At 61.4% G+C, this 17186-nt stretch carries 17 protein-coding genes and 1 tRNA gene; 7 read left to right on the plus strand and 11 right to left on the minus strand.

Going from position 1 to position 17186, the window contains the following annotated elements:
- Positions 1-62: 62 nt before the first annotated feature.
- Positions 63-3098, plus strand: coding sequence for a DUF4982 domain-containing protein (locus PQU92_RS07670; RefSeq protein ID WP_272747631.1), 3036 nt, complete (start codon positions 63-65; stop codon positions 3096-3098).
- A 130-nt stretch (positions 3099-3228) separates the two neighbouring features.
- Positions 3229-4164: a family 43 glycosylhydrolase gene (locus PQU92_RS07675; protein WP_272747632.1), complete on the plus strand. Its 936-nt coding sequence runs from the start codon at positions 3229-3231 to the stop codon at positions 4162-4164.
- A 59-nt stretch (positions 4165-4223) separates the two neighbouring features.
- Here the strand turns inward: PQU92_RS07675 and PQU92_RS07680 are convergent, their stop codons facing one another.
- The 8 genes from PQU92_RS07680 to PQU92_RS07715 all read right to left on the minus strand — a co-directional run bounded on the left by PQU92_RS07680 (position 4224) and on the right by PQU92_RS07715 (position 9333).
- Positions 4224-5687: a methyl-accepting chemotaxis protein gene (locus PQU92_RS07680; protein WP_272747633.1), complete on the minus strand. Its 1464-nt coding sequence runs from the start codon at positions 5685-5687 to the stop codon at positions 4224-4226.
- A gap of 14 nt (positions 5688-5701) precedes the next feature.
- A complete protein-coding gene (locus PQU92_RS07685) occupies positions 5702-6040 on the minus strand; it encodes a hypothetical protein (protein WP_272747634.1) in 339 nt (112 codons plus the stop codon).
- Between the two features lie 90 nt (positions 6041-6130).
- A complete protein-coding gene (locus PQU92_RS07690) occupies positions 6131-7093 on the minus strand; it encodes a TraB/GumN family protein (protein WP_272747635.1) in 963 nt (320 codons plus the stop codon).
- A gap of 70 nt (positions 7094-7163) precedes the next feature.
- A complete protein-coding gene (locus PQU92_RS07695; protein WP_272747636.1) occupies positions 7164-7397 on the minus strand; it encodes a helix-turn-helix domain-containing protein in 234 nt (77 codons plus the stop codon).
- Position 7398: 1 nt separating this feature from the next.
- Positions 7399-7830, minus strand: coding sequence for a hypothetical protein (locus PQU92_RS07700; protein WP_272747637.1), 432 nt, complete (start codon positions 7828-7830; stop codon positions 7399-7401).
- Entirely contained in the window at positions 7830-8345 is a 516-nt protein-coding gene (locus PQU92_RS07705; RefSeq protein WP_272747638.1) for a hypothetical protein, read from the minus strand. Before PQU92_RS07705 ends, PQU92_RS07700 begins: the two co-directional genes overlap by 1 nt.
- Positions 8345-8842 (minus strand): hypothetical protein, encoded by a 498-nt coding sequence (locus PQU92_RS07710; protein WP_272747639.1) that lies wholly within the window; start codon positions 8840-8842, stop codon positions 8345-8347. Before PQU92_RS07710 ends, PQU92_RS07705 begins: the two co-directional genes overlap by 1 nt.
- The gene (locus PQU92_RS07715) at positions 8842-9333 is read right to left on the minus strand and encodes a hypothetical protein (protein WP_272747640.1); all 492 of its coding nucleotides are present in this window, start codon (positions 9331-9333) and stop codon (positions 8842-8844) included. Before PQU92_RS07715 ends, PQU92_RS07710 begins: the two co-directional genes overlap by 1 nt.
- A 218-nt stretch (positions 9334-9551) precedes the next feature.
- Here PQU92_RS07715 and PQU92_RS07720 point away from each other — a divergent pair, with 218 nt between their 5' ends.
- The 3 genes from PQU92_RS07720 to PQU92_RS07730 all read left to right on the plus strand — a co-directional run bounded on the left by PQU92_RS07720 (position 9552) and on the right by PQU92_RS07730 (position 11953).
- Positions 9552-10229 carry a peptidylprolyl isomerase gene (locus tag PQU92_RS07720; RefSeq protein WP_272747641.1) on the plus strand — a complete coding sequence of 226 codons (678 nt, stop codon included), beginning with the start codon at positions 9552-9554 and terminating at the stop codon, positions 10227-10229.
- Position 10230: 1 nt separating this feature from the next.
- Positions 10231-11529 carry a leucine-rich repeat-containing protein kinase family protein gene (locus tag PQU92_RS07725; protein ID WP_272747642.1) on the plus strand — a complete coding sequence of 433 codons (1299 nt, stop codon included), beginning with the start codon at positions 10231-10233 and terminating at the stop codon, positions 11527-11529.
- A gap of 136 nt (positions 11530-11665) precedes the next feature.
- Positions 11666-11953, plus strand: a complete 288-nt coding sequence (locus PQU92_RS07730) for a hypothetical protein (RefSeq protein ID WP_272747643.1) — start codon at positions 11666-11668, stop codon at positions 11951-11953.
- Positions 11954-12051: 98 nt separating this feature from the next.
- On the opposite strand, the gene PQU92_RS07735 is transcribed toward PQU92_RS07730, so the two are convergent.
- The 3 genes from PQU92_RS07735 to PQU92_RS07745 form a co-directional block, all read right to left on the minus strand.
- On the minus strand, positions 12052-13680 hold the full coding sequence (locus tag PQU92_RS07735) for an ABC-F family ATP-binding cassette domain-containing protein (RefSeq protein WP_272747644.1): 1629 nt from the start codon (positions 13678-13680) through the stop codon (positions 12052-12054).
- Between the two features lie 144 nt (positions 13681-13824).
- Positions 13825-13901: transfer RNA gene (locus tag PQU92_RS07740), tRNA-Met, on the minus strand.
- Between the two features lie 91 nt (positions 13902-13992).
- Entirely contained in the window at positions 13993-15021 is a 1029-nt protein-coding gene (locus PQU92_RS07745) for a glycosyltransferase (RefSeq protein WP_272747645.1), read from the minus strand.
- A gap of 187 nt (positions 15022-15208) precedes the next feature.
- Here PQU92_RS07745 and PQU92_RS07750 point away from each other — a divergent pair, with 187 nt between their 5' ends.
- On the plus strand, positions 15209-15700 hold the full coding sequence (locus PQU92_RS07750) for an Lrp/AsnC family transcriptional regulator (protein WP_023460942.1): 492 nt from the start codon (positions 15209-15211) through the stop codon (positions 15698-15700).
- A gap of 85 nt (positions 15701-15785) precedes the next feature.
- Positions 15786-17045: an NHL repeat-containing protein gene (locus tag PQU92_RS07755; RefSeq protein WP_272747646.1), complete on the plus strand. Its 1260-nt coding sequence runs from the start codon at positions 15786-15788 to the stop codon at positions 17043-17045.
- The last annotated feature ends 141 nt before the right edge of the window (positions 17046-17186 follow it).

Raw genomic sequence — 17186 nt, forward strand, 5'->3', positions numbered from 1 at the left:
CCAAAAGCACAGACAAAAGGGGTGCGGCGATCACATCGCTGCCGGAATAGAGGATCACGGCTTTGACGTCCAAATGGCTTAAAATTGCGCTGGTATCGGCGTCCGTTCTCGCGCTGGCCGCACCAGCATTCGCGCATCGCGCTTCGGTGGCGGTGCCGTCGCCGCGTCAGAGCTACAGCTTCGATCAGGGCTGGAAGATGAAGACCGGCGATGATGCCAAGGCGTCGGACATGGCTTTCGACGACAAGGCCTGGGCCGACGTCACCCTGCCGAATGCGTTTAACGAGGAAGAAGCCTTCGCGTCCGATATCCATGAGCAGAAAACGGGTATCACCTGGTATCGCAAGCATTTCAAGCTCCCGGCGGGTGCCAAGCCCGAGCACGTCCTGATCGAGTTCGAGGGCGTGCGCCACATCGCCGACGTCTGGGTCAACGGTGTCAAGATCGGCTACAACGAAAACGGCGTCATGGCCTTTGGTTTCGACATCTCGAAGGCGATGAAAGACGGCGACAACGTCATCGCCGTGCGCGTCGACAACGACTGGGCGGCGCGCGAACGCACGACCGGTACGCGTTATCAGTGGGCCGACAAGAACTTCTACGCCAACTATGGCGGCATCAACAAATCGGTCGTCCTGCACCTGACCGGCGGCGTCTATCAGACCCTGCCCCTGTGGTCGTCGCTGAACACGACCGGCGCCTATATCTACGGCAAGGACTATGACATTGCGGGCAAATCGGCGACGATCCACGCCGAGTCCGAAGTGAAGAACGACAGCGCCGCCGAGCGCACCCTGACCTACGGTGTGCAGATCCGCGACCTCGACGGCAAGGTGGTCGCCACCTTCGACGGCGGGCAGACGAAGATCGCCGCCGGACAGACCGCGACGCTGAAAGCCGAAAAGAAGGTTGCGGGTCTCAACTTCTGGAGCTGGGGCTACGGCTATCTCTATACGGTGACGACGACCCTCAGCGAAAACGGCAAGGTCATCGACGCGATGGATACCCGTACGGGCTTCCGTTCGACCGATTTTTCCGACGGCAAGGTCAAGCTCAATGGCCGCGTTCTGCTGATGAAGGGCTATGCCCAGCGCACGACCAACGAATGGCCGGGCGTCGGCACCTCCGTCCCGCCGTGGATTTCGGACTTCGGCAACAATATGATGCTGGAAGGTAACGGCAATCTGGTGCGTTGGATGCACGTCACGCCATCGAAGCAGGACGTCGAATCCTCCGATCGTCTCGGTTTGATTCAGGCCATGGGCGCGGGCGATTCCGAAGGCGATCCGCAGGACCGCCGCTTCGATCTGCGCGTCGAGCTGATGCGCGACGCTATCATCTATAACCGCAACAATCCGTCGATCCTGTTCTATGAGAGCGGCAACAAGGGCATCACCGAAGACCATATGGCCAGGATGAAGGCCGTGCGCGATCAGTACGACCCGAACGGTGGCCGCGTCATCGGTTCGCGCGAAATGCTCGATTCCAAAATCGCCGAATATGGCGGTGAAATGCTCTATATCAACAAGTCGAAGTCGAAGCCCGTCTGGGCGATGGAGTATTCGCGCGACGAAGCCGCCCGCGCCTATCAGGACGACTTCACGCCGCCGTTTCACAAAGATAGCCCCGCCTATAACCGCAATGTCGAAACCATCGCGGTCGAAAACGTCAAGCGCTGGTGGGACTTCTATCAGTATCGTCCGGGCACGGGCGACCGCGTCAGTGCGGGCGGCGTCAATATCGGCTTTACGGACTCCAATTCGCACTTCCGCGGCGACAATAATTACCGTCGTTCGGGCGAGGTTGATGCCATGCGTCTGCCTAAGGACAGCCTGTGGGTCCACAAGGTGATGTGGGACGGCTGGGTCAATTCGGAGGGCTATCATACCTTCCTGATCGGTCACTGGAACTACGCAGCAGGCGTCAAGAAGGATATCTTCGTGGCGTCGAACGGCGACAGTGTCGAGCTGTTCCTTAACGGCAAGTCGCTGGGCAAAGGCGAGAAGTCCGACGGCTTCCTGTTCACCTTCAAAAATGTCGCCTATGCGCCGGGTGAACTGAAGGCTGTAGCGACCTATACCGACGGCAAGACGTCTCAGGACGTGCGCAAGACCGCCGGTGCACCGGTCGCCGTGAAACTGACGCCGGTCTACGGGCCGCGCGGCTTTGTCGCCGACGGTATGGACGCCATGCTGGTCGATGTCGAGGTGGTCGACAAGGACGGCAACCGCGTGCCGACCGCCTTCAATAAGATCAATTTCAAGCTCGACGGCGCGGCGGTGTGGAAGGGCGGCATCGCGCAGGAAGAGGGTGGGGCCGACGCCAACAAGCCCGACACCAAGAACCCGCAGGATTGCAAGTGCACCTCGGCGGATAAGAAAAAATCCACCAACTACGTCCTGTCGCCCGTCCTGCCGGTCGAAGGCGGTATCAACCGTGTCCTGATCCGTTCGACGACGAAGGCAGGCAAGGTGACGCTGACTGCCTCGGCGGACGGCCTGAAACCCGCGACGATTTCGGCCGCCACCAAGGCCATCGTGGTCAAGGACGGCCTGTCTACGGTCTTTGCCGAGGATGCGCAGCCGGTCAACCTGTCGCGCGGTCCGACGCCGCTGACGCCGTCTTATACAGACACGATGAAGGGCGTGAAGGTGCTCGGTATCACCGCCGGGTCGAACGCCGCCGACGCGGCGAAGTCGCACGACGATGACGAGCGCTCGACGTGGAACTCGGACGGCACGCCGAACGGGGCGTGGATCGAATACGCGCTGGACGACGCGCAACCCGTGTCGAACGTCTCGCTGCGCCTGACCGGCTGGCGCGTGCGCAGCTACCCGATCCGCATCCTGCTTGACGGCAAGGAAGTCTATAAGGGCGAGGCGGCGAAATCGCTCGGCTATGTCGATTTCAACTTCCCGGCCCAAAAGGCGAAAGCCCTGCGCATCGAACTGACCTCGGCAACCCAGGACCGCGACGGTTTCGGCAATATCATCGAGGTGACAACCGATCGTGATGGCGCATCGACCGGGGCCGAAAAGGTCAAGACCGGCAATATCCTCAGCATCGTAGAGGCCGACATTCAGGGGCCGGCCCAATAGGCCGCTTCTGAAGGCACTCCTCTCTTTATCCCTCAACTTGCACCTTCCCGGGACATCGGGAAGGTGTTTTTTTGTCAGACAAAAGTGAAAGTGTGCTACAGGGGAGGGCAAAACAGGAAGGAACACATAGATGCGCACAAACATCAGAACGGTTTTAGTAGCAGGCCTGCTGTCATTGTCGATAACGGTGCCTGCGGTGGCCGGAGAGCCGATCTCGCCGCGCTTCAATGCCGATCCATCGCCGCACTATTTCAAGGGCAGGTTCTATCTCTATGCCACCGACGATGCTTCCAATTCCGGTAAATACTGGGATTCGACGTCGTGGCGCCTCTATACGTCGAAAGACCTGAAAACGTGGACAGACGACGGTGCGTTTTTGGACGTCAAGGTCTTCAAGTGGGCCAAGCCCGACGCCAAGGCCTGGGCCCCCGAAGCCGCGGCGCGCAATGGCAAATACTATTTCTACGCCCCCATCGGCGGCGACAAGATCGGCGTGGCCGTCGCCGACAAACCGCAAGGGCCTTATCGCGACGCGCGCACCGACGCCCTGATCGACAAGGCGCGCGACGCCAATGCCGGGGCCGAGCCGATCGACCCGGCGGTGCTGATCGACGACGACGGTCAGGCCTATCTGTTCTTTGGCACCCGCGTGCCGAAGGTCGTCAAACTGAACAAGGACATGATCTCGACAACCGGCCCGATCATGGATGTCGTGGTGACCGGTTATCCGAGCGACGACCCGAAGAAAAAGTACGGCGAAGCGCCGTTCCTGCACAAGCGCAACGGGCTCTACTATTTCAGCTTTTCGACGGGCTGGCCGGGGCAGATCATCTACGGAACGTCGACCTCACCGGTGGGGCCGTTCGAATACCGCGGCGTGATCCTCGACTATCTCAAGATCAGCACCAACCATCAGGCTATCATCGAACACAAGGGCAGGTCGTGGCTGTTCTACCACGACAACCTGCTGCCGGGGGGCGGCAGCCATCGCCGCTCGATCGCCATCGAACCGCTGGACTACAACGCCGACGGTTCGATCCGCGAGGTCGTGCTGAAAAAGAAGTAAGTAGTTTTGTTTGTCGCGATATTATTGCAAAAAACCGCTTACACTTTTTTGCATATCGCTTAAGCAGCCTTGAGCTTGCCGACGAAATCAGCGACCTCGGTTTCCAGCGCCCGCGCCTGATCGGCCAGGGCATTGGACAGGCCGCGAAGCTGTTCGGAGGCGACGCCGGTTTCCTGCGCCCCGTGCGAGACGGTGGACATTTGAGCGCTGACCTCGGTGGTGCCGGACGCCGCGCGGACCGTATTGCTGGCGATGTCCTGCGTGGCGCTGCCCTGTTGCTCGACGGCGTCGGCGATGGCCACGGTCGAGGCGCGGATCATCTCGATGGTCGAGACGATGCGCCCGATGGAGGCGACGGTGACGTGGGTCGCCGACTGGATTTCGCTGACCTTTTCGGCGATTTCGTCGGTCGCCTTGGCGGTCTGGGTGGCCAGTGACTTGACCTCGGTGGCGACGACGGCGAAGCCCTTGCCGCTGTCGCCCGCCCGCGCCGCTTCGATGGTGGCGTTGAGCGCCAGCAGATTGGTCTGGGCGGCGATGGCGCGGATCAACTCGATCACATCGCCGATGCGCGCGGCGGCACCGGTCAGGACGCTGATATTGTCGTTGGTGGCGGCGGCCTCTTCGGCGGCCGAGGCGGCCACGGCAGCGGAATGCGAGACCTGATCGTTGATGTGGCGGATGGAGTGGGCCAGTTCCTCGGCCCCCGCGGCCACCGTCTGAACATTATCGGAAGCGTTACGCGCCGTGTCGGTCACGGACGCCGCCGCGTGGTTGGTACGTTTCACGCTGTCGCTTAAGGACGCGGCGGCTTGCGCCATTTCGTGCGAGGTGTGGTTGAAGCCGCGCGTCAGATCCTGCACCCGGTCGATCAAGGCCCCGGCGAGGGCGTCGCGCTCACGGATGCGGCGCAGTTCCTCTTCCTTGATACGATCCTGACGCGCCGACAGGTCGCGGGCCTCGGCCTCGGCGGCGCGGGCGGCTTCGAGGGCGTCGTCGGCCTCGGCGAAGCTGCGCTCCAGTGTCATGACCAGCCAGACGAGGAGGCTGGTTTGCAGGACGAGGATCACCGCGTGCAGGACGACGCGCAGCAGGTCGGGCTGGCTGGTCGGAAAGACGGCGGCAGGCAGGAGGAAGTTGAGCCCCAGATGGTGCACGGCCACCAACGCCGAATAGGCGACCAGGGCGCGCCAGTCACACCACCCGGCCACCAGCGCCAGCGCTGCGAAGAAGTACATGTGCATGTCGATCTGATAGGTATGGCCGTCGAAGACATAGACCATCAGGCCGACCATCGCCGCCAGAGCCAGAGACGTCACGATACGCGTCGTCGGCCCTTCGCGATCCTGCCACCACATTAGGGTCGCCAGGCCGCAGATAAGCCCGCCGGTGATCAGGGGCAGACCGGCGGACACCCCCGTATGGAAGGCGAATGGCAGGATGGCCAGCAGCAGGAGGTTGACCCAAAGATAAGCGATCAGCGCGTGGCCGAAACGGGTGCGGAGAGCAAAAAGAGCGTGCATGGGCGTTTCCGGGGTCAGAGAGGGCGGCAGCCGGCGAGAATGCCGGGATTGAAGACGAGGACTGCACCCTGAGTATAGAGGCGGTCAATGAAATGAGGATCGTCCGAGCGGGCAACGATGATACGGCCCGACAGGGCGGCGTCCTCGAACTGGCCACCGGCGCGGGCAACCACCAGGCCGGTTTCAGCAACAGAAGACAATGGCAGGGTCAGGACGGCAACGCTTTTGCCGGGGCGTGGTGCAAGACCGTTGGCGATCAGCAACAGGAGACAAAGGCCGAACCCACCCGCGACCGCGCAAGCATTCGGCCGGCGCGGCGATGCAGATGTCGGTGATGGTAAGGGCTTACGCATACTCGGGTCACGCTGTTAATAAACACACCCCAGATAACGCCGCTTTGGTTAAAAAACCCTGAAACACCCGAAGACTTTCCAAACAGTCTCTCATAGTTCCGGTGTCGTGATGACCGCGCCCTGTGCCTCAAGCTGTTGCAACGCGCCGCCCTTGACCAGCAGGGCCGACAGCGGCAGGACGATCAGGCTCTTGCCGGGGGTTTTCAGCGCCGTATCGATGGACTCTACCGTCTGGGTCACCGTCTTGCCCAGCATGGCCGAGGTATTGGGCGCGCCTTCGAGACAGGCCAGCATGGCCGAGTCGGGCGACAGGCGCTGCACGGTTTTCAGATCGCCGATGGCCCAGGCCTCCGTCGCGGCGCGTGAATGGGCCGTGGCGAATTCGATCTCGTCCAGAGTCGCGGCAACGCAGGCGTTTTCCTGCGCGGTCGTGAAGGCGTCGACCCGCCCGATGGCCTTGGCGACGGAGAAACTGCCGACGGGTTTCGTCTTGAGCTTCTTGTCCTTCGCGAAACGCAGCAGGGTCTTTTCCGGGTCACGCGTGGCGATGCCGACCTTGTCGTAGACGTCTTGGCGCAGGGCGGCCACGGCCCACAGGGGCGCGGATTTGCGGTACTTGGTTGCATCGAGCCCATGGGCGGCGGCCACCGCATTGAAGCGCGTGATCAGCGCGGGCGGCAGGACCTGATCGAGGGTCTTGCCCATCGGCAGGCCCTTGTTCAGTTGTAGTTTGGTGATGCCGATGATCCCGCCCTTGGCTTCGGGTGCGGTGAGCAGCACGTTGGACAGGCCGATGACGCGCTCGACACGGTTGGAGTTCCACGGAATGCGCTTGGTCATGACCGGCATGGCTCCGAGAATATAGACCTCGGACTCGCCCTTTTTCACCTTCCACAGGGCTGGGCCGGGCAGGCGCGCGGTGACCGTGACCTCGGTGATCCATTCCTCGCCGTCCCTGACGGCTGGGCCGGTGGTGATGGTTTCCTGCGCCTGAGCCGCCAGCGGCAGAAAGGCGAGCGACGCAGCCAACAGGGTGGATTTGAGACAGGGCATGGTCGGGTCCTCACGGTCTTGCGCCGCAACATAAAGCCGCAAGACCTTGACCGGAATGGGGCAAGGCGACTTATTCGTCTTTAGTGTTCAGATCGTCTTCGTCAGGCAGGTACTCGATGATGTCGGCGGGCTGACATTCGAGCAGGAAGCAGATCTTCGACAGGGTGTCGAAACGCATTCCCTTCACCTTGCCGGTGCGCAACAAAGACATCTGGGTTTCGGAGATGCCGACCTGCGCGGCGAGGTCCTTGGCCCGGACCTTGCGCCGCGCCAGCATGACATCGAGCGTTACGTTTATGGGCATGTCAGACGAAATCATCCGATTTGGATTTGAATGCTTTCAACTGGCTTGCGGCGAGGTGAAACATCCCGCCCAGCGCAAAAAGCGTGAAACCGCTCGTATTGAAGGCGTCGTCAGATATTATCCATTTCTCTAAATAAAAGGCGAGCAAGCCGCCGAAGGCCAGGCATTGGCCCGCTCTCTTGAATGAAAGAATGAATTTATCCGCGTCTTTTTTCCAGATAATCGTACCTGACCCGAACCAGAGCGCGGCGGCGTAAAACAAGGCTGGGCATAGCTCTGCCAGGGATTTCGGCCCGGCAAGGTCGTGAATGTCCGGTACGGTTTTTGATACGAACAGGATATCCATACATGCACCCGCCAGCAGCAATACGGGCATTACAAGCCGGGCAATGAATATCTTGATCGGGCCATTGCCATAATAATGATCGTTCATCAGATGATACCGTCCAGAATGGTTTTGTCGCGACGATGACGCTGGAATAGTGCATTGCCGTTGAAGCCGAAGGTTATGATGGCCAGCGCCAGAAAGCAGGTGCTCAGCCCTTCGGTGTAGTTAACCGACAGATGCAGCCGGCCCTCTGTCAGAAATCGGGCGATGAGGGGCATGCCCATGGACGCAAAACTGCTGAAAAGCAATAAAATGCCGCCGAAAACGATGCGCCGGGCGTTGTGGGCGCCAAACGGCATGGCCTTGTCGGTATAATAGCTGACGGCTGTGACAAACAGCCATAGGGCGGCGGCAAGAAACAGCCACGGCGCGACGACGCTGGTCCATACAAGACTATCAAATACCGGCCCCGCTGGTTCCACGGCCGCGGCCCTGAAGGCGGCGATGAGTTCATGCTTCTGGCTATTGAATATCGGATATACTTGGCACAGGCCGATGAGGCTGAATATAATCGCCGTGAGACGTGAACCTGCTTTTGTCGTAGGCTTGGACCACTCCATCAGACGTACTGCTCCAGTTCGCTTTGCAGCGCGGTGCGGGCGGTCTGAAGATGCCGGATACGCCCGGCCACACCCATCAGGACCGCGCCCATCAATCCGGCGACCAGGGCGAACAACACATAGTTGGCCGTACCCGGTGGTTGAGGACCTGTATTGTTATAGATGACCGTCCATACCCACGGGTTAACCTTGAGCCCCAGCGCCATACCACCAAGGATCAGGCCGGTGCCTGCCCGGCGAAGGCCACGGATGAGCACGGGTTCCAGCGGCATATCGGGGCGGACCCGGCCAATCATGTCGGCGGCGAACCATAGGGCGGCGGCGAAAAACACATAGGGCAGCAGGGGCAGGCCGCCTTGCAGGACGGCCAGCCCGAAAATATCGGGGCGCTGACCGACCAGCGTCCACAGTTTAGGCAACTGGACGAGGGTAAGGAGGGCCATGCTCGCGACGGGCAAGCCGACGAGCCATTTCAGGCTGACTGACATGAGGCGCATCAGACGTAGCTTTCCATCTCGGTTTGCAGCTTCGCCCCGGCCTGAGTGATCAGCCACAGCATCAGGCCGATGAGGCCGATGGTCAGGGGCTCGATCGCGAAGTCGTAGTGGATGCCGCGGAATCGATCTTCGAACATGACGGTCAGGGTCGGCATGATGACGATGGCGGCCACCGCGCCGTAGATCAGGTTCGACCCGACGTCCTTGAGCCCCCTGACGACCGAAACCCCGAACCCTTCGCCCTTGTGCAGCCGCATGAACACCTCCGAGGCCGACCACAGGGCGGTCAGATAACAGATCGGCGCCAGCAGGCTGACCCAGAAGGACGGCAGCGCCATGCTGATCGTCAGCAGGGACACATGCACGAACGGATCGGGGTGCAGGTCGTTCAGCGGCGCGGCTTTTTCCACGACCAATCCGGCGGTGAGCAGGCCGACGGCGACCTTTGTGCCGATCCCGATCATATCGAGTGGCCATTTAGATATAAACATGTGAACCCCTCCTGAATTAACATTAGGGGTATATAAATTTAAATAAAACTTAAAGTCAAGCAGCGAATTAGGCACCCTCTGACAGGGTGCTCTGCGCGCTTTGCACGAAAAGACCTCGCCGGAAAACGATCTTGCCAGACCCCCAAAAAATCCGATACTGCATAACGGAGCAACAAAGGACAGGCGCGGTGAGTGAAATCGAAAGACGGGGTTTGATCGTGACCGGCGCAGCCCTGATGGCCAGCGCTTTGGCAGGGTGTGAGAAGCCCGAACCGCCCAAACCGGCGGCCAGGCCCGCGCCGCCGCCCGCCCCGCCCAAGCCTCAGGCCGACGGCTCCGAAGGGATCACCGCCACGAAACTGCCGACCCCGCCTGATGTCGTCCACATCAGCCTGATGACGTCGATGGGTGAGATCGTCTTCGAGCTGGACGGCAAGCACGCGCCGATCTCGACGGCCAACTTCCTGCAATACGTCAATGCCGGTAAATTCACTGATGCCGAATTCTGGCGCGCCATGAAATCCGGCGCGGCAGACGGCGGCGGCTTCATCCAGATGTCGGCGACCGGGCATAAGTTTCCGCCGATCCCGCACGAAGCGACAACGAAGACCGGCCTGTCGCACACCAACGGCACTCTGTCGACCGCGCGCTACGCCGTCGGCACGGCGTCGAACGAATTCACCATTTCCATCGGCGATATGAGCTATATGGATGCCGGACGCGACCCGTCGGGCGACAATCTCGGCTATGCCGCCTTTGGGAAGGTGGTGTCCGGCATGAGCATCGTGCGCAAGATCCTCAATGGCCGCATTTCCAAGGTCACCCGCGAAGGCGGCTGGGCCGGGCAGATGCTGGAAAAACCGGTAAAGATCCTGTCGGCGAAGCGGCTGGACTAGGATGGTGCATACGCTTGCCCAGTTGCGTGCCGGGCATCTGGCCGGGGCGACGCAGTTGCACCTGTCCGAACCGCTCGACGGGTTTCCGGATGACATCTTCGCTCTGGCCGACACGCTGGAGGTGCTCGATCTTAATGGCACCGGGCTGTCGGCCCTGCCGGACGATCTGCACCGGTTGCACCGGCTGCGGATTCTGTTCTGTTCCAATAACGCCTTTACCGAATTGCCCAAAGGACTGGGGGCGTGCCCGTCCCTGAGCATGATCGGGTTCAAGAGCAACCGCATCCGTAGCGTACCGCCTGAATCCTTGCCGGAAGGCTTGCGCTGGCTGATCCTGACCGACAATGAAGTTGAAGCCTTGCCTGACAGCATTGGGCGTTGCACGGCTCTGCAAAAATGTATGCTGGCCGGCAATGAAATATCGTTACTTCCGGAATCAATGAAAAATTGCACGTCGCTGGAATTGCTGCGCCTGTCGGCCAACAGGTTCGACGTGCTGCCGGATTGGCTGTGCGACCTGCCGCGGCTGTCGTGGCTGGCCTTTGCGGGCAATCCGTTTTCGACGGCGGCCGAAGCGCAGGCCCTGACCGATCCGGCCATCGAAACCGTCCCCTGGGCCGAGCTTGATTTGGACGACAGACTGGGCGAAGGCGCATCCGGCGTTATTTACCGCGCCCGCTATCGCAGCGGGACCGTGGCCGTGAAGCTGTTTAAGGGCGGCATGACCAGCGACGGTCTGCCGCAAAGTGAGATGGCCGCCTGCCTGTCGGCGGGCCGTCATCCGCATCTCATCCCGATCCGGGGGCGGGTGTGCGACCACCCGCAGTCGACCCCGGTTCTGGTCATGGACCTGATCGATCCGGCCTTCACGACTCTGGCCGGACCGCCCAGTTTCGCGACCTGCACCCGTGACGTTTATGCGCCGAGCCTTCGGCTGGAAACCGCCGCGATCGTCAGGATGTTGCAAGGGCTGGCATCGGCGGCGCAGCATCTGCACAGCAAGGGCGTGATGCACGGTGACTTCTACGGCCACAATATCCTGCACGATGGCCGGGGCGCGGCGCGGCTCGGCGATTTCGGCGCGGCGTCCTTCTACGCGACCGGCACCGCCCGGTTCGAGCGGCTCGAAGTGCGCGCCTTCGGCTGCCTGATCGAGGAATTGCTGACCCTTTGCGAAGACGCGCCACTGGCATTGATCGCATTGAAAGCGGCCTGCCTCGCACCCGATCCGGCCGAACGACCGTTGTTCGCCGACATCCATACCGCACTTGCAGCAGAAGCGGTTAACCTGCAAAATTAACACAAGTTTTTTTGCCTCTGACCTTTGAAATGCAATCTCCGGGCGGTGCAAATCAAGGTGAAAACATCTTAAGCATCAGGAACCCATCGCCTCTTTATGCGGCCCTGCTTACGCATCTGCGAAACAGGAGGTTGGCATGGTTCTGGAAATGGAAATCGAGCGGATTGCCGGATGGGTGGAGCATCGGGTCATGCCGCCGAACGCCGCGGCCAGAGCCCTCAGAAACCTGCTGGCCTGCTATGTCCGGGCCAGCCAGTTGAACCGCAATCTTACGGTGTTCGAGCAGTTCGCGCACGCCCTGTTCGAACGGCATTTTCACGGCACCGGACATCCGCGTCTTGCCGCGGTGCTGATCGAGCGCGCCTGGCGATTACTGGACACCTCCACCGGCCCGGCATCGGCGATTACGAGGCTGTCGTTTTAGAGCACGTCCCGATCCGATTGGATCGGAACTGTACTCTAAACTTTTGTTTTATCGCGCATTTGAATCCGAAAACCGTTGCACACTTTTCGGAATGCGCTCTAGCCGCCCGGATGCAGCCCCGGCGCTTCCTGCCCCGTGCGCGCGACATATTCCGTATAGCCGCCGCCGTACTGATGCACGCCTTCCGGCGTCAGTTCCAGCACGCGGTTCGATAGCGCCCCCAGAAAATGACGGTCGTGCGAGACGAACAGCATGGTGCCTTCGAAATCGGCCAGGGCCGCGACCAGCATCTCCTTCGTCACCATGTCGAGGTGGTTCGTCGGTTCGTCCAGCACCAGCAGGTTCGGTGGATCGAACAGCATCCGCGCCATGACCAGACGCGCCTTTTCACCGCCCGACAACACGCGGCACGGCTTTTCGACGTCGTCGCCGGAGAAACCGAAGCACCCGGCTAGAGTCCTCAGCGCGCCTTGCGGGGCCTGCGGGAACGCGCCTTCCAGCGACTCGAAGATCGTTTCTTCGCCGTCGAGCAGGTCCATCGAATGCTGCGCGAAATAGCCCATCTTGACGCTGGCGCCCACCGTGACCGTGCCCTTATCGGGCTTGGCGTCCCCGGCCACCAGCTTGAGCAGGGTGGACTTGCCCGCGCCGTTGGCGCCGAGGATGCACCAGCGTTCCTTGCGCCGGACCTTGAAATCGAGACCGGCATAGATCGACAGTTCGCCATAGCCCTTATGCACGTCACGCAGGTTCAGCACATCGTCGCCCGACCGCGGCGGGCTGCGGAATTCGAACTGCACCGCCTGACGACGGCGCGGGGCTTCGACGCGCTCGATCTTGTCGAGTTTCTTCACCCGGCTCTGGACCTGAGCGGCATGGCTAGCGCGGGCCTTGAAGCGTTCGATGAACTTGATTTCCTTGGCCAGCATGGCCTGCTGACGCTCGAACTGCGCCTGACGCTGGGCTTCGGTCAGGGCGCGCTGCTGATCGTAGAAGTCGAGGTCGCCCGAATAGGTGATCAGGGTGCCGCCATCGATTTCCACCACCTTGCCGATGATGCGGTTCATGAAGGCGCGGTCGTGCGAGGTCATCAGCAGCGCGCCGTCGTAGTTTTTAAGAAACGCCTCCAGCCAGATCAGGCTTTCGAGATCCAGGTGGTTCGACGGCTCATCCAGCAGCATCCCGTCGGGCCGCATCAGCAGGATGCGCGCCAGCGCCACGCGCATCTTCCAGCCGCCGGAGAGCAGGCCCACATCGCCGTCCATACGCTCCTGACTGAAGCTCAGGCCCGCCAGCACTTCGCGCGCCCGCGCCTCCAGCGCATAGCCGTCCAGCTCCTCGAATCGGCCCTGCACCTCGCCGTAGCGTTCGATGATGGTGTCGAACGCTTCCAGCTGATCCGGGTCGGCCATGGCGGCCTCAAGCTCGGCCATTTCGGCAGCCAGCGCGCTGACGGGACCGACCCCGTCCATCACGGCGGCGACCGCGCTCTGACCCGACATTTCACCGACTTCCTGACTGAAATAGCCGATCGTCATGCCGCTATCGATGGCGACCTGTCCGTCGTCGGGCTGTTCCTGACCGGTCATCATGCGGAAAAGGGTCGTCTTGCCCGCGCCGTTCGGCCCGACAAGGCCGACCTTCTCGCCCTTCTGGATGCCCATCGAGGCATCGATGAACAGGATCTGGTGGCCGTTTTGCTTGCTGATATTGTCGAGGCGGATCATGAGGGCTTACTGACGAAAAGAAAGAATATGGGCGGGCTTTACAGGGGCGCGGACCTTTAGGGAAGGGCCTCGGCGCGCATTTAACCGCACGCGGGCACAACCGGCCGGAATGTCCGGCATGTCTGCGTCGTCATAAGAGGAAGGTGGTGGTTGGAGGCGGGATCGAACCGCCGACCTGTGGGTTATGAATCCACCGCTCTAACCATCTGAGCTACCCAACCATGTTCACGTCCGGAACGGCGTCAAAGCCTCGCTCCGATATGAAGAGGCCCGCCTATATCCAAAATGCGGAGCCCGTTCAAGCCCGCTTTTTCAGTTTTGCCCACCAAATGCGTTGATAAGCGCGCTCAAACGTGCGCGCCCGGCGATCAGGCCGTAGCTTTCCAGTGCATGGGCCTGGGCATGGTGCGCGCGGTCGAGCGCCATGATCCAGTCGGCAAGGACGGTCTCCATGGCATCGGCCAGAGCGTCCGGGTCTTCCGGCGGGACCAGTCGGCCCAGTTGGCCGTCGAGCAGGATGTGGCGCGGGCCGTCGATGCCGGTCGAAACCACCGGCACGCCCGCCGCCATGGCTTCGGCCAGCACCAGACCGAAAGGCTCGACCCGCGACGACAGGACGAACAGGTCGCAGGTCGCCATGAAGCCGTCCGCCGGTTCGATCCAGCCGGGAAAGCCGACGATCGCCTGAAGGCCGAGATCGTCGACCAGTTTTTGAAGGCTGTCCTTTTCCGGCCCGTCGCCGGCGATGCTCAGATGGACCTCGGTGCCCCGGTCGCGCAAAAGACCGACGGCGCGGATCAGCACGTCGAAGCCCTTGTTGACGTGCAGTCGCCCCAGTGCCCCGATGACCGGAACGTCGAGCGGGAAGGGCTTGACCGGGTGCATGCTTAGGGGCGTGAAGTTTTCCAGTAGATGCACCGGCAGCTTCGGCTGGCGCGCGCTCAGGGCCTCGGCCACGGCGGGCGATACGGCGATGGCGGCGACGGCTTTGGCGATATCGGGCTTCGAGCGGAAATTATGCACGACCGCCACGGTTTCCGGTGCCAGATTGGCCCAACCGTGGACGGCCAAAGTGATGGCGCGGTTGCCGTGCGCCAGAACGATGTCGGGCTGGAATTTTTTGGCTATGGCCTTCAGCTTCAGCGCCGCCAGCGGCGAACCGGTGAATTTCGTATTGAGGGCGGTAAAATCCGCGCCGTTCAGCTTGCCTGACAGGACGCCATCGGCGTGGCCGACGCTGAGCACCTCGAAGCCCTCGGCCTTGAGCGCTTCATGATAGCGCAGCGCCATGGTCTCCAGACCGCCGCGGCCCTTGGCCAGCATGAGATTGAGTACGCGCATAAGGGCTCCCGCCGTCATCTGTTTGTGCTCTACAGCCTTATGGCGGTCTCGAAAAGACCGTCTGGTGCCCGTTTGGGCGTCTATTTTGCAATTTGTGACAGTTTGTCGCCTTCCGGGGGTGGATTTTTTTAAAAAATGCGTCCTTATGGAAAAGGTTTTGCAAAAATGGCCGCGAAGGGAAACGATTGTGTCCGCCGATATTGACGAACTCGATGCGCGTATTCTGACTCTGGTGCAGGAAAACGCCAGTCTGTCGGTCGCCGAGATCGCCGAAAAGGTCAATCTGTCGCCATCGCCCTGCTGGCGCCGCCTGAAGCGGCTGGAGGATATCGGCGTCATCCGCAAGCGCGTGACCATTCTCGACCCGGACCTGCTGGGGCTGGGGTTCGAGGTCTATGCCGCCGTCAAGCTGTCCCTGCCATCGCGGGAGAACCTCGAAGCGTTCGAGGCGCGGCTGGCGGAATGGCCGGAAATCGTCTCCTGCGCCACGGTTACCGGGCGCGAAGACTATATGTTGCGCATCGTGACGCGCGACATGCACGCCTATGACGATTTCATGCGCGACAAGCTGCTGGCGTCGGACCTCGTCTCGGCGATTGAGAGCCGCATCGTCATCCGTTCGGTCAAGACGACCTCGGCCTTGCCGTTGAAGCTGGTCGTACCGGAAGCCGACGCTTAACCGGCGAAAGTGCGGTGCGTGCCATAATCCAGTCATAATGGGCGGCTTTTTTTGCGCCTGCACATTCATAGCATAAGGCTCGACGATGAAGGTCTGGACCCCCGTACTGGCGTCACTGGTATTGCTGGCCTCCTCGGTTCAGGCGCAGAACGTCGATCCGACCTCCGATCTCGGTAAGTTCCGCGCCCTGCGCGCCGATGGCATAGCGGCTCTGCAAAAGAACGAGCGGCAAAAGGCGCTCGACCTGATCACTCAGGCCGGCGACATCCTGCCGGATTCACCGTCGATCCTGCTGCTCAAGGCGCAGATCGAACTTGAGATGAAGCGCAAGACCCTGGCGCGGGCGCATCTGCTCACCTATCTGCGCCGCGGCATGGTCGTCGACCTCAAGCGTAACCCCGAATTCGAAGCCATCTGGGACGCCGAGCTGGAGTCGATGCAGGCGGAAAACGCCGCGAAAAAGGGCGGGCTGACGGTGCGGACCGAGGTCGGGGACCTCAACCTGATCGAAGGCGTGGCCATCGCCGAAGACGGGACCTTATTCGCCACGGCCCTGCGTACGGGTATCGTCGGCACGGTGGGTAAGGACGGTATTGAAAAACGCCTCAATTTCCGTCCCGGTGTCGCGGCCAATGCTATCGGCCTGCGCGAGGGTGTCCTGTGGGCGTCGACGGCACCGTCGCGTCAGACCGTAGGCTACAAGGCCGATGCCAAACTGGTCTCGAAGATCGTCAAGGTCGATCCGGCGACCGGCAAGATTTTGGGGCAGTTCGAGAACAAACGCCCGGATCGTCGTCTGTCGGACATGCTGCTGGGTAAGGAAGACCTCTATGTGTCCGACGGCAATACGGGCGAGGTTCTGCGTCTGACCGGCTATCAGGGCGCATTGGACGTGCTGATCCCCGAAGGCTATCTCGGATCGCCGCAGGGTCTGGCCGAGAACGAGGCGGCGACGATGCTGATTGTGGCGGACTACAGCTCCGGGCTCTATCGCGTCGACCTGACCGCCGGGACGATCAAGCGCCTGCGCGCGCCGCAAAACGCCGTGCTGCTGGGGCTGGACGGCCTCTATCGCTACGGGAACGATATCATCGCGGTGCAGAACGGCTTCAAGCCGAACCGCATCCTGCGTCTGAAGATGAGTGCCGACTGGGGCGAGGTCGAGTCGGTCGAGGTCCTGCTGCGCGGCGCGCCGGAGATGCTGGAGCCGACCGGTGGGCAAATCGTCGGGGACAAGTTTATCTTCGTGGCGCGCAGTCAGTGGTCGGAATTCGACGACAAGGGCAATATCAAAAACCCGACGCCGGAACCTGCGGTGATCGGTGAGATTACGCTGGTGCCGTAATATTCATTTCTGACTAAGCACTTTCATACTCCCCCGGCGTGCCGGGGGAGGTGGATTTTGGCGCGAAGCGGCAAAAGACGGTGGGGGGCTCGCGTAGATACCACATGAGAATTTGCTGTCCCGTTTACTCGCTGCCACTAC

This window comes from Asticcacaulis aquaticus, from assembly GCF_028550415.1.
GTDB lineage: Bacteria > Pseudomonadota > Alphaproteobacteria > Caulobacterales > Caulobacteraceae > Asticcacaulis > Asticcacaulis aquaticus.